Annotated in this window: 9 protein-coding genes; 2 read left to right on the top strand and 7 right to left on the bottom strand. The window is 60.6% G+C overall.

Going from position 1 to position 12992, the window contains the following annotated elements:
• Positions 1-14 precede the first annotated feature (14 nt).
• The 5 genes from AC3I65_RS12615 to AC3I65_RS12635 all read right to left on the bottom strand — a co-directional run bounded on the left by AC3I65_RS12615 (position 15) and on the right by AC3I65_RS12635 (position 6433).
• The gene (locus AC3I65_RS12615; protein ID WP_488523822.1) at positions 15-1349 is read right to left on the bottom strand and encodes an HlyD family type I secretion periplasmic adaptor subunit; all 1335 of its coding nucleotides are present in this window, start codon (positions 1347-1349) and stop codon (positions 15-17) included.
• On the bottom strand, positions 1346-3121 hold the full coding sequence (locus tag AC3I65_RS12620) for a type I secretion system permease/ATPase (RefSeq protein WP_488523823.1): 1776 nt from the start codon (positions 3119-3121) through the stop codon (positions 1346-1348). The genes AC3I65_RS12615 and AC3I65_RS12620 overlap by 4 nt, the downstream gene beginning before the upstream one ends.
• A gap of 133 nt (positions 3122-3254) precedes the next feature.
• A complete protein-coding gene (locus AC3I65_RS12625; protein WP_231990575.1) occupies positions 3255-3623 on the bottom strand; it encodes an AprI/Inh family metalloprotease inhibitor in 369 nt (122 codons plus the stop codon).
• A gap of 112 nt (positions 3624-3735) precedes the next feature.
• A complete protein-coding gene (locus AC3I65_RS12630) occupies positions 3736-5193 on the bottom strand; it encodes a serralysin family metalloprotease (RefSeq protein ID WP_488523824.1) in 1458 nt (485 codons plus the stop codon).
• Positions 5194-5527: 334 nt separating this feature from the next.
• Positions 5528-6433, bottom strand: coding sequence for a LysR family transcriptional regulator (locus AC3I65_RS12635; protein ID WP_310662577.1), 906 nt, complete (start codon positions 6431-6433; stop codon positions 5528-5530).
• Positions 6434-6565: 132 nt separating this feature from the next.
• Between AC3I65_RS12635 and AC3I65_RS12640 the strand changes: the two genes are divergently transcribed.
• On the top strand, positions 6566-8032 hold the full coding sequence (locus AC3I65_RS12640) for an MFS transporter (protein ID WP_488524308.1): 1467 nt from the start codon (positions 6566-6568) through the stop codon (positions 8030-8032).
• A gap of 190 nt (positions 8033-8222) precedes the next feature.
• The gene (locus AC3I65_RS12645) at positions 8223-8501 is read left to right on the top strand and encodes a DUF1652 domain-containing protein (RefSeq protein ID WP_047226440.1); all 279 of its coding nucleotides are present in this window, start codon (positions 8223-8225) and stop codon (positions 8499-8501) included.
• Between the two features lie 63 nt (positions 8502-8564).
• On the opposite strand, the gene AC3I65_RS12650 is transcribed toward AC3I65_RS12645, so the two are convergent.
• Positions 8565-11033 (bottom strand): UvrD-helicase domain-containing protein, encoded by a 2469-nt coding sequence (locus AC3I65_RS12650; RefSeq protein WP_488523825.1) that lies wholly within the window; start codon positions 11031-11033, stop codon positions 8565-8567.
• Between the two features lie 225 nt (positions 11034-11258).
• A complete protein-coding gene (gene pgm / locus AC3I65_RS12655; protein ID WP_107322469.1) occupies positions 11259-12905 on the bottom strand; it encodes a phosphoglucomutase (alpha-D-glucose-1,6-bisphosphate-dependent) in 1647 nt (548 codons plus the stop codon).
• Between the last annotated feature and the right edge of the window lie 87 nt (positions 12906-12992).

A 12992-nucleotide genomic window follows, 5' to 3' on the forward strand; every position in this document is an offset into this window, starting at 1 on the left:
ACCCCCGAACATCCTCATTCTTCGGTCAACGCGGAGCCGGCTCGGTCGAGCAGCGGTTTGAACAGGTAGTTCATGAGCGAGCGCTCGCCGGTGCGCACGAACATTTGCGCCGGCATTCCGGGCTTGATCACCAGTCCGTTGAGTTTTTCCATCGCCACTTCGCTGACGCTGCTGCGCAGGACGTAATACGGTTCGGCGGTCTTGTCATCGATCATCTGGTCGGCGGAAATCAGGCTGACCTCCCCCGGCACCCTCGGCGTGCGGTTCTGGTTGAAGGCGGTGAAGAGGATGTCCACTGGCAAATGGGTGCCCACCTTGTCGATCAGGTTGACTGGCAGGCGCCCTTCCACTTCCAGTCGCGTGCCTTGGGGCACGATTTCCAGCAAGGTATCGCCTTGACGGACCACGGCGCCTTCGGTGTGTACGCCCAGGTTCACGGCGATGCCGTCGGCGGTGGCGAGGATCTCGCTGTGTTGCAGCTCGAACGCGGCAGACTTGAGTTGCTGTTGCAGGGTTTCGCTCTTGAGCTGCGCTTCGGCCAACTGACTGCGCACCTCCTTCTGGTATTCCTCGTTGTGTTGCTCAAGCGTGAGGCGGGACTCGACGATGCCCTGCTCCACCCGGCCGCTTTCGCCAGTGTTCTGCGCCAGTTCCTGCTGCACTTGCGACAGTTGCCGTTGATAATCGAGCAGACGATTGCGCGGGATGTAGCCGTTGTTTGCCAACGGTTGCAGGTTGCTTAGCTGCTGGCGCAGGGACTGGGCCTGGGCATTGAGGTCATTGCGAGCCCGGTGCATGCCCGCCAGTTGCGCCGTGGCACCTTCGATATTGGCGCGCAACGCGGCCTGCTCCCGGGCCACCGCTTCGCGGCGGCTGCTGAACAACTGCCGCTGGCCTTCGAGCACCAGCGCCAGGCGCGGGTCGGGGTCGTGGCTCAGTTCGGCCGGAAAGCTGACCTGTGGGAGGTTGTCCCGCTCGCTTTGCCAACGTGCCAGGCTAGCCCAGGCCATGCGGTACTGGGCCTGCAGTGCTTGCACATCGGCGGCTGTCTGAGTCTGGTCCAGGCGGAACAGCGGCTGGCCCTGTTTCACTGCCTCGCCTTCACGCACCAGGATCCGGCTGATCACCCCGCTGCTCATCGATTGCACGGCCTTGCGCTTGCCGGACACCACCACGGTGCCTTGCACCGCAATACCTTGGTCCAGCGGCGCCAGGCTGGCCCAGGTGAAAAAACTGCCAGCGCCAATGAGCGCCAGTGTCCACCCCAGGCGGGTGAAGAAACGGGCATCGCGCTCGGGATGTTCGAGGTCTTGAGAGTGTTGCAGATTCATGTCGCGATCCTTGCTCATGCGCCGCTGGGTTTGCTGGCAGCCGAATACTGGCGACTCATGCTCAGTCCGTTGGGGGCTGCCTGGGGTTTGTCGCGTTGCGATGGCGGCTGGCCGGACAATGCCCGCAGCACCTCCTGACTTGGACCGAACGCTTGTAGGTGGCCTTCATTGAGCACCAGCAGCTTGTCGGCCTGAGCCAGCGCCGAGGAGCGATGGGTCACCAGCACGACCGTGGTGCCCTGGGCTTTCATCTGTGCGATGGCGCCGGCCAGTGCCGCTTCACCGACCGTGTCGAGATTGGAATTGGGTTCATCGAGCACCACCAGGCTCGGTTGGTCGTACATGGCCCGGGCCAGGGCGACGCGCTGTTTCTGGCCGCCGGACAAACCGCTGCCATCCTCTCCCAGCACGGTGTCGTAGCCTTGCGGCATGCGCAGGATCAGTTCATGCACACCGGCCTGTTGCGCGGCGGCGACGACCTTTTGTGGATCGGCCTGGCGGAAACGGGCAATGTTCTCGGCAACGCTGCCGCTGAACAACTCAATGTCCTGGGGCAGATAACCGATGTGCGGACCGAGCTGGTCGCGATTCCAGCGATGGATGTCGGCCCCGTCGAGCCGCACTGTGCCTCCGAGCGTAGGCCACACCCCCACCAGCACACGGGCCAGGGTGGATTTGCCGGACCCCGACGCCCCCAGCACCCCGAGCACTTCCCCGGCGCTCAGGCTGAAACCGAGCTGATGCAGCGTCGCGTTGCGCTGCCCCGGCGGGCCGGCGCTGACCTGTTCGAAGCTCACCTGGCCCTTGGGCGACGGCAATGTCATCGCTTCGTCCTGGGCTGGGTAAGCCTGCAACAGCGCATCGAGACGGCGATAAGCCAGTTTGGCCCCGCTCCACTGCTTCCACACGGCGATCAACTGGTCGATGGGGCTCAACACCCGACCCATCAGGATCGAGCCGGCAATCATCATTCCGGCGGTCATGTCGCCCTTGATCACCAGCAACGCGCCCAACCCCAGCACCAGCGATTGCAGACACAGGCGCAGGGTTTTGCTCAGGGAACTGAGCACCGCGCCGGTATCACTGGCCTGGTTTTGCAGGCCGAGAAAGCGCGAATGCACGGCAAACCAGCGCCCGCGCAACGCGCCGAGCATGCCCATGGCCTGGATGGTCTCGGCGTTGTGCAAGTGGCTGGTCGCCAGTTGGCTGGACTGTTGCGAGTAGACACTGGCCTGCCCCAACGGCTTTTTGGTCATGGCTTCGTTCAGACAGGCCAAGCCAATGAGTAGCAAGGTGCCAACGCTGGCGAACACGCCGAGCCACACGTTGAACAGGTAGATCACCAGCAAATACACGGGAAACCACGGGGCGTCGAAGAATGCGAACAGCGCAGGTCCGGTGACGAACTGGCGGATGTGGGTAAGGTCACCCAGCGACTGCCCGGCGTTGCCCTCGCCCTGGCGCAGGTTGCGCTCGAACGCGGCCTTGTACACCTGAAGGTTCAAGCGCCTTTCCAGTTGGCTGCCGATGCGGATGACAATGAAGCTGCGCACCATTTCCAGCAGCCCGATAAATATGAAGAAGCCCACCACCATCAACGACAACATCCACAGCGTGGTTTCGTTTTGTGATGACAGGCCCCGGTCATACACTTGGAGCATATAAATCGAAGGCGCCAACATCAGGACATTAATCAGTGCGGTAAAACAACCGACGCTGATCAGAATATTTTTATAGTCGCCCAGCGCTCTAAACAGCGGCACCGTCGCAGCGCGCCTTGTCATGTTCATGAAGATATCCTTGCTGTTGGCTTTGCCAGGTTATTCAACTTGCCAATCTTTAAATGATTTACATCCGGCCGCGGTGCGCTGCACGCCTGTTTAAACAAGCGTGCCTGGGGCATTCGCAAACTGTACTCACGTGTTAAGGAGTGGTTTGGGGCGGACTCCGTTCGAGTGTCACTACCTGACCTGATTTCAAGGTGACTTGATAGTGTTGTTCTTGACGCAGTTGCAAGTGAATCCGGCTGTTCTGTTTGCCAATCAGTGAAAGACCGTCTGGTTCGGTGAACCAATGGACCGGCTCATCGCCCAGCCACTGTCCCAGGCAGGCGGTTTGCCCGACCAGGGTTTGATCTGCCCTGAGCTCGACAAGGCAGATGCTGGACGGCGGGGTTTGCGCAGGCTCCTGCGGCCCCGACAGAACAGCCTGCCACTGACCGGCCAACTGGGAAGGTTCTGCTAACAACAGGCTGCGCGCCATGGCGGCTTCTCCGGTAAAGATCATCAGCATAGCGAGTAACCAGGCACTTGCCTGGACGCCTTGGGGCTTGGGATTTCTGCACATCTGTTCAATCCTGAAGGATCCCGCAAGAGCGCTGGCCGCTCCCACGGGATCGGGGACATCAGGCCACGATATCCGAGACAGCCGCCTGGCCGACGGTACTGACCAGGAAGTCAGCCACGCCGTGCCCGGAGAAGTCCACCGACAGCAGGCTGTTGCCACCCGATGTCGACAGCACCGCATCACCCGCCGCACCGGTGAACGCATTCACGAAGTGCAGGCCCGCGCCCTGGGTGATGCCGGTCAGGTCGATCTTGTCCAGGCCGCTGACAAAATCGAGGATCTGATCGACCGCACCTGGCCGTGAGTCAGAACTGGCCGCGAACACGAAAGTGTCCGAGCCCGAACCGCCCCACAGTTTGTCGGCACCGCCCGCGCCCCAGAGGATGTCGTTGCCGGCGCCGCCCTTGAGTTCGTTGGCCACGGCGTTGCCGATGAGCAAGTCACTGCCCGAGCCGCCAATGGCATTCTCGATGGTCACCCCCTGAGCGATGGAAACGTTACCCACCATGCCGCCAACGTCGGAAAACGAGGCGCCATTGAGGTTGATCTTCTGGTTCTGCGTGAAGCCTGAAAAATCCAGGGTATCGCGGCCGCCGGCGTCCCATACCGAGAACACCACTTTGTCCGAAGACGAGGATGCGCTGTAGAAGTCGCGACCGGTGTTGGAGTTGAAGCCGTAGGTCGAGTCGCCGGTCCGGGTGTTGGTGTTGGCACCGTAGAGCTTCTGAATGGCCGCAATGTCATCCATCAGCGGACCCGAGGCATAGGCTTCGACGCCGCCCTTGCTGAAGTCCTGGCTGGTGTTGGTTTCACTCCAGTAACTCATGAGGCTGTAGCCGCGGGTGTCCTGACCGTAGGTGGCGTCATCGTAGGTCGGGCTGCCTTCACCGGCGTTATAGTCGCCAGGATGCGCCAGGCCCAGGCTGTGACCGATTTCATGGGTCAGGGTCTGGCGGCCATAATTGTTCAGTTCCGGATTCTTGTTCTGGGTGTAGCGGCTGTTGATCAGGTACCAGGAGGTTCCGTCATAACCGGCGCCCGTGCCCGGCAGATAGGCAAATGCCGCGGCGCCGTCCTGGCCGCTGCTGTAGTTGCCGAAGGTCATGTGGCCGTCGCCACCGCTGGCCCTTTCAGTGAACGTGACATTGGCCACGTCCGCCCAGGACTGCATGGCCAGGACCGCTTGGCCTTTCTGTTGCGCGCTGAACTGGCTGAAACCGCTGATGCCGTGCTTGTTCATGGTGCTCGAGGAGGCGGAGGTCAGGAACGTGTAGGTCAGCTCGATCTTGCCGCTGGCGTCCCGGTCCTGGTAAGCCGCACCGTCGCGCAGCAACTGGGTGGCAGCTTCGTCCACCGAGTACGACGGTTTGCCGTTGACGGTCAGGTTGCCACCCCGATCGTATTGGTGGCTGAAACTATTGATCTGATTGAATGCACTGCTGGCCGCCGCCAGTGACTGCGGCGCCCAGAGCATTTGTTCGGCAGAATCAATAGCGCTGGTTTTGACTTTCGACATAAACACACTTCCTTGTTTGCAATGGAACAGTTTTTGTCAGATAGAACAATCTCTGGCGAGAGCGTCCTATCACTCGCCCAATTGAGGACGCAAGAAAACTGACACAATTGGAAATCAAACGTCCAGCGAATTTTTTCGCCCCCTTTTCACACTCACGCGTTCAACAACGGCAAAAGATACACGGCGCCCCGTTAGTACAGGTATTTCGCGGGCGACATTAAAGATTGTAGGACAAAACTCTATTTAAATATTAAATGAGGTTAATCACCTATTTGCCAATCACGTCGCACTTCTAGCAACTAAGTGCCAGCGAAACGCTACTAATTAATGGCGGCTAGATATCTATGGTTTTGCCTGAACACACTTCCCGCAGACAACCACGAAACCAGCGGTGCACAGGATCAGCATCCATTCGGGGGTGCCAAAGCATGGAAATCGTGAATGTGGGCACCGCAAACGGCAGCGCAAAGCTGTGCATGCCGGCACGCAGGCGGGTGGTATAGCGCTCAGGCACGCTGGCGATCAGGTCGCTGGACCGGGCAAGGCCCAGCGCAGTGGAGAAGCCCGGGACGGTGATCGCGATCTGCCGTGTCAGGTTCAAGGACTGCAAGGCCTGATCGAGGGCACTGTGGTCCAGGCCCCGCAAGGAAACGCCGATGTGCTCGCCCGCTGCATAACCGACGGCACACACCTCGGCCTGGCTTAGCGGGTGACCCGCGCGCACTACGCCAATGAGGCGATCAGTGAATAACGCCTGGGTTCGTAGCTCCGGGCTGGTGTCCTTGTCCACGACCGCCGTTTCCAAGTCCACGGTGCCCTCTCGCAGCGCCGTACTGTCCTTGTCGGCCTTGTCCAGGAAATGCAGGCGTACACCGGGTGCCTGTTCGCTGATACGGGCAATCAAGTCGATGGCGAAGTTTTCAACGAACCCTTCCCGCGTACGCAGCGTGAAGGTGCGGCTCAGCCGGCGCAGATCCGGCACCTGGGACGGCCGCAGCGCCGCTTGGGCATCCTGCACCAGTTGGCTGACCTGCTCGCGTAACGCCAAGGCGCGGGGTGTGGGCACCAGGCCGCGCCCAGCCCGCACCAGCAGTGGATCACCCGTGGTTTCGCGCAACCGCGCCAGCGCCCGGCTCATGGCCGAGGGGCTGAGTCGCAGTCGCCGAGCGGCTCGGGCCACGCTGCCTTCCGCCAGCAAGACATCAAGGGTAATCAGCAGATTGAGGTCGGGTGTGGACATGGCGCAGTCCTGGGTTGGAATAGGTGGCGCTGCATGCAGTTATAAAGTGCAATCCGTGCGTCTTCCGCCATGTTATGCCCAGGCGTAACGTTCTGACAGCTCCATTTCAGAGCGCCAGAGCCAGAGGACATGATGAAACCAGCCAATACCCAACCCAGCCTGTCGAGCGCGACGGGCACCCAACGGGTCTTTTCACCGCGCTGGGCCTTGGCCAGCCTGTCACTGTCGACCTTGCTGGCCTCCTTGGGCGCCAGCGTGGTGACGGTCGGTTTGCCGACGCTGGCCCATGCGTTCGAGGCCTCCTTCCAGCAGGTTCAGTGGGTGGTTCTCGCCTATTTACTGGCGATTACCACGCTGATTGTCAGTCTCGGAAAATTGGGCGATTTGCTCGGGCGTGGCAGGTTGCTATTGACCGGGATCGTGCTGTTCACCCTCGCGTCGGCGCTTTGCGGCATGGCGCCCTCGCTTTGGCTGTTGGTCGCTGGTCGGGCGTTACAGGGCCTTGGAGCGGCGATCATGATGACGCTGACTTTGGCCCTGGTGGGTGAAACCGTTAGCAAGGAAAAGACCGGTAGCGCGATGGGGCTGTTGGGCACCCTATCTGCGGTGGGCACCGCCCTTGGCCCCTCTCTGGGTGGTGCACTTATCAGCGGTTTCGGTTGGCAGGCGCTATTTTTGATTAACGTTCCGCTTGGACTGCTGGCGTTCGGACTGGCCTGGCGTTCACTGCCGGCTCGGCAACCGGAGGGATCGGTCGCGCGCCCCCGCTTCGACACCCTGGGTACGCTGTTATTGGCGGCGACGCTTGCTGCCTATGCATTGGCCACGACGTTGGGCCGAGGCGACTTCGGCTGGCCGAACATTGCGCTGTTGCTGATGGCGATCCTGGGCGGCGGTCTGTTTGTCATGGCCCAACGGTGGGTCGCGTCGCCGTTGATTCCCTTGGGGGTGCTTGGGGACCGGTCGCTGGTTGCCGGGCTGGTGACCAGTGCTCTGGTGGCAACGGTCATGATGGCGACGCTGCTGGTGGGGCCTTTTTATCTATCCGTCGCCCTTGGGCTGCCTGCCGCGCTGGTGGGGTTGGTGTTGGCGGCAGGACCGTCGGTCGCTGCACTGACGGGGGTGCCTGCCGGGCGCTTGGTGGACCGCTTTGGCGTGCGCCCCGTGCGACTCGTCGGGCTGCTGATCATGATTCTCGGCTGCCTGATGCTGTCGTTGATGTCACCGACCCTCGGTGTGGGCGGCTATGTCGCCGCTATCGCGGTAACGACCCTTGGCTATGCGCTGTTTCAGACGGCCAACAACACAACGGTGATGGCGGACGTGCCCGCGGGCAAGCGCGGCGTCATCTCAGGGCTGCTCAATCTGTCGCGTAATCTGGGTTTCTTTACCGGAGCATCGGCGCTCGGTGCGGTGTTTGCGCTCTCTGTACCGACGAATGGTATCGCCCAGGCAGCTCCCGAAGCGGTGGTAAATGGCTTGCATCTCACCTTCATCGTTGCCACGTCTTTGATGTTGCTGGCTTGGGTCGTTGTCTTGAAATGCCGTGAACCAGAGCCTCTGGATGGGCGTGATGACATCTTTGCCCAAAGAAAGTGAGGCCAGGATCAAAACGGCATAAGTCGTGATGCAGATCAAAAAAAGTGAACCAATCGCCAAACGACCTGAAAAAAGCCACATGACATTCATTTTCAGGTGCTATTTTTAGTTCTCACTGGTAGAGCCATGATGGCTCTTCCTTCCTGACTATGAGCAAACGGAAGCGCTTGATGAAGAAGGTGGGCAACAGATGAATAGAGGATCTTTCAGCAAGGTTACGTTTCCCAACGCCTGCCAGTTGATGCGCTGGCATTTTCATCCCATGGGATTCGAGGCCAGCATGGACGCACCGGGCAGTATGGTCGCCCGGCTGTTTGACCGTGCCAGCGGCGAGACTATGATCGCGATTGCGGGCATCCCCTGCGCGACAGTGATGAACGCCCCTGACGTGGAGCGAATAATCGAAGCGGTGGAAGCCGAGCTGGAAGCTTTCGTGCCACCGGTTGGCTTGCGACGATTTGCCTCCTGAAAAATGAAGCCCACAGCAGTGGGCTTCTTTTTGGCTGACGGTGTTGTTCGTGCCCCGAAGTTCTCAACTGCGGGCGCGGCGATGATCGATAAAGAACGGTTTGCCGGTCCCTATCCGATCCGACGCCTTGGGCGCCTTGTTGACCTGGGTGTCCTGCCCATCGACATACCAATAGCAATGCTGCACCGCCCGGGTAATGCCGACATAGGCCAGGCGCAGAATCTCGTCTTTCTGTGCCGTGTCGTACGGCTCGGCATCGCCCTCCTGGCCAAGCCCGGCCATTCGGTAGACCTGATTCTTGTAGGGGGAACTGGTGGAGTGCTGGCAGTCACCGAGCAAAAACACCGCGTCGGCCTGAAGCCCCTTGGCGCTATGGTAGGTCATCTGCCGGAGGCGTCTTGCCGGGTACGGCAAGCTAGAATCCACATTAACTGTTGGTTGGATATGCTGTTCAATCAATAACTTATCGCTGCTTTTTCGATAGAGCATCAAGATTGAATCGCCCTTGCGGTAGTGCTCGTCCAGGCGCTTGGCCAAGCCTTCGTCGTCTCTGTCCAACACATTGACCGGGCTCAAGGTTCGAGGCGTGCCGCTGGCCTTGGCCTTTTTGCCGGGAATCGCCGCAGCCGCACGCACCACGTGTTCGGCGGCGTCAATGATGTGCTGGTGGCTGCGGTAGTTATCGGTGAGCATGACCCGGGTGTTTGCCGGTGAAGGAAACTGTTTGTTGAACGCCATGAAATAACTGGGTGAACTGCCGCGCCAGCCGTAGATCGATTGCCAGTCATCACCCACGCACAGCAAGGAGGAACGCTGGGCGCCCCGGCCGACATGCATGGCAGGGCCGCGGCTGCGCACTTCCCGCAGGCTGGCGCGAAGCCAGGAAACAATCTGCGGCGAGACATCCTGAAACTCGTCGATCATCAGGTGTGACAGAGGACGCAATGTCGCATCGCTCAGCAGCTTGAAGTTCTCTGGGGAGTGCTCACTGAACAACGCGAACATTCGGTTATAGGTCATGACGGGCGGCGACTGGTCCAGCAGGTGGTCTTCAAATGCTCGCCAGTAGCGACTCAGGGCCTCAAAGAAATAACGATCCGGGTCATCCTGGGCAAAACACATCCGGCCCACGGCGTCCGGGACGTCCAGACCCAGGTTCTCGATAAAGCCGGCAGCCGCAACGAAACAATCCAGCAACGGTGCCGAACCCAGTTCGCCTTTTACCTTGTAGTCGAACCCCGGGCCTGCGCTGGCATCCCCGGCCAACACGCTCAGTACACGCTTTGACGCCTCATAACTATCTAGCCATATCAATGGCTTAGAGCAGAAAGCTTGAAACAGGGTGCGCTTTACTGCCCACTCTGCGCGGATACTCAGCTTGGCGCCGGGCCGGCTGATCCGGGCATCTTCCCGCGGGTCGAAACCCAGCATCACCCAGGCGTCCAGAGTTGGAACGTAGCCGTGGCAATGAAACGTCGCACCGTTGATCTGGAAGGCCTGACGCTTTGGCTCGATGCCCTTGATCGGCCAGGCACCGGCGCGAAACCACAGGTCTTCGATCGTATCGCACAACTCTTCATCGCGCTGGGCGGCCAGTTCGGTCACGGCCACCCGTTTCTGCACATCGGGATGGTCGCGTTCCAGCTCCCTGAGCTGCAAGGCGTGCCGGGACATCGGTTTGATCAGTTCGCGAAAACGCTCATCGCGTTGATAAAGACCGTGATAGCAGGCATTGAGCTGTTGGCGCTGAGCATCGTTGATGCGCAGCTCAAAGGGATTGTCCTGGGCGTCATCATCAGCCGTTTCGTTACGATGGCTCAGGGTTTCAAACGCCTGGAGCCGCTCAAACCCGGGCAGACTGCGCACCATGGGCAAGATGCGTGAATGGAAGGTCCGCACCAGATCGCGAGCTTCCTTGAGGCTGATTGTCCGCCCCCACAGGGCAAAAACTTCAATGAGCTTGTGAATGAAGTCCTTGCGCGATTCCCGCGTGAAGGTCACCACGGTCATCGAATCCAACTCAAAACCCAGGTAGTGGGACAGCAGCACAAGGCGTAGCACCAGGGTCGTGGATTTCCCGGCGCCTGCGCCCGCGACGACCGAGGTAGACGGCGTATCGCTCAGGATCATTTTCCACTGCGCGGCGCTCGGCTGGGCGTGAGCGGGAAGCAATCGGGCAACATCGGCCTTGATGCGTTTCTTGAGTTCGGCGGTCAACGGCAGGCGCCAGTCATCGAACAACAGCTCATCGACTTTCGGTGCCGGGTGTTCAGTGCTTCGGAAATCTCGGATCAGCAGGACCTGCCGGCCCTCTTGCAGTCCATCGGCCTTGCCTTCCTTATAGCCGTAGTCAAAACCGGCGCTATGCCCGCTGCGAAAGCCATCGGCCTGGCCGTGTAGCCAGGAAGCCCGATGCTGGGCTCGAAGTCGCGTCAGGCCATGACCCAGAAAACGCGCGGCCAGGCGCTTGAGCAAAGGCATCTGGGCCAGGGGCAGAAGTTCGGGGGGAAGATCGGGAGTGTGTTGCGACACGCTGGGGGACTCCGGTGTTCAGAACCATGGCGGCTATGGTGTCTGTATTTGCCAGCGGATTCCACCCAAAAGCTTTTAAGTCATGGATTTAGGCGATGAAGTGAAAGTGCTGTCGCACATGGCCATCAGTGTCGCCCGACCCACCTTAAGCAGGCTCGCTCCCGCAGAGGCCGGCGTGCACCGTAGCGCCAATGTGGGGCGAGCCTGCTCGCGATGGGTTTTGAGTCACTGACTGGAAATGGCTCCATCGACCAATGCCTGCGCCTCGACCACCAATTGCTTGAGGTGCTCATCACCGATGAAGCTTTCGGCGTAGATCTTGTAGATGTCTTCAGTGCCTGATGGCCGCGCGGCGAACCAGCCGTTTTCAGTCATGACCTTCAGGCCGCCAATGGCCTGGTCATTGCCCGGTGCATGGCTGAGGATGCTCTGGATGGTCTCCCCGGCCAACTCAGTGGATGCAACCTGCTCCGGTGCCAGCTTGCTCAGCAGCGCCTTCTGTTGCGGGCTGGCCTTGGCATCGACGCGCACGGAGAACGGCTCACCCAGTTCATCCGTCAGGGCACGGTAGGCCTGGCTTGGGTCGCGACCGGTGCGCGCGGTCATTTCGGCCGCCAGCAACGCCGGGATCAGGCCGTCCTTGTCTGTACTCCACACACCGCCGTCCTTGCGCAGGAACGAGGCGCCGGCGCTTTCTTCGCCACCAAAGCCCAAGGAACCGTCGAACAAGCCGTCGGCAAACCACTTGAAGCCTACCGGCACTTCATACAGACGCCGACCCAGACGCTGGGCCACGCGATCGATCAGACCGCTGCTGACCACCGTCTTGCCCACGGCGGCATCGGCACGCCACTGCGGCCGGTTCTGGAACAAGTAGTCGATGGACACCGCCAGATAGTTGTTCGGCGCCAGCAAGCCGCCGGACGGCGTCACGATGCCGTGGCGATCATGGTCCGGGTCGCAGGCGAAGGCCACATCGAAACGCTCTTTGAGGCCAATCAACCCCTGCATGGCATGGCTGGAGGATGGGTCCATGCGGATCTGTCCGTCCCAGTCGACGGTCATGAAGCGGAAGGTGGAATCCACCTGGGTGTTGACCACGTCCAGATCCAGGCGGTAATGCTCGGCAATGGCGGGCCAGTAGCGCACCCCCGCTCCGCCCAGCGGGTCCACGCCCAGGCGCAAGCCGGCAGCGCGAATGGCATCGAAGTCGATGACATTGATCAGGTCCGCCACGTAGGTGTTGACGTAGTCGTGACGGTGAGTGGTGTCGGCCTTCAGGGCCTGCTCATAGCTGATGCGCTTAACGCCGGCCAACTGGCTTGCCAGCAGCTCGTTGGCCTTGGCTTCGATCCATTTGGTGATATGGGTATCGGCCGGGCCGCCGTTGGTGGGGTTGTACTTGTAGCCACCACTCTGCGGCGGATTGTGGGACGGGGTGATGACGATGCCGTCCGCCAGACCGGTGGTGCGCCCACGGTTGTAGCAAAGAATGGCGTGGGAGATCGCCGGCGTGGGCGTGTATTCATCTGCCTCGGCGATCATCACGGTGACCCCGTTGGCAGCGAATACCTCCAGCGCGCTGGCGCCTGCCGGAGTAGACAGCGCGTGGGTATCGATCCCCAGGAACAAGGGGCCGTTGATGCCCTGGGCTTCACGGTACAAGCAGATCGCTTGGCTGATAGCCAGCACATGCCATTCGTTGAACCCCAGGTCGAAGGAACTGCCACGGTGACCGGAGGTGCCGAAAGCCACCCGTTGGGTCGAAACCGAGGCGTCGGGTCGGCCGGTGTAATAGGCCGTCACCAGTCGCGGGATATCGATCAACAACTCTGCCGGTGCCGGCTTGCCCGCAAATGGACTGACTGTCATGCAAAACCTCTGAATGGAGTGGCTCGATAAAATGGATGCAGTTTACTGACAGTTCGACCGTGGCGCGATGGGTTCGATCCATCGCCC

Source organism: Pseudomonas sp. N-1-13, from assembly GCF_057787095.1.

Bases quoted from the DNA above. Each gene is read 5' to 3' on its own strand.
- AC3I65_RS12615 (WP_488523822.1), bottom strand. From the start codon at position 1,349: ATGAGCAAGGATCGCGACATGAATCTGCAACACTCTCAAGACCTCGAA.
- AC3I65_RS12620 (WP_488523823.1), bottom strand. From the start codon at position 3,121: ATGAACATGACAAGGCGCGCTGCGACGGTGCCGCTGTTTAGAGCGCTG.
- AC3I65_RS12625 (WP_231990575.1), bottom strand. From the start codon at position 3,623: ATGCTGATGATCTTTACCGGAGAAGCCGCCATGGCGCGCAGCCTGTTG.
- AC3I65_RS12630 (WP_488523824.1), bottom strand. From the start codon at position 5,193: ATGTCGAAAGTCAAAACCAGCGCTATTGATTCTGCCGAACAAATGCTC.
- AC3I65_RS12635 (WP_310662577.1), bottom strand. From the start codon at position 6,433: ATGTCCACACCCGACCTCAATCTGCTGATTACCCTTGATGTCTTGCTG.
- AC3I65_RS12640 (WP_488524308.1), top strand. From the start codon at position 6,566: ATGAAACCAGCCAATACCCAACCCAGCCTGTCGAGCGCGACGGGCACC.
- AC3I65_RS12645 (WP_047226440.1), top strand. From the start codon at position 8,223: ATGAATAGAGGATCTTTCAGCAAGGTTACGTTTCCCAACGCCTGCCAG.
- pgm (WP_107322469.1), bottom strand. From the start codon at position 12,905: ATGACAGTCAGTCCATTTGCGGGCAAGCCGGCACCGGCAGAGTTGTTG.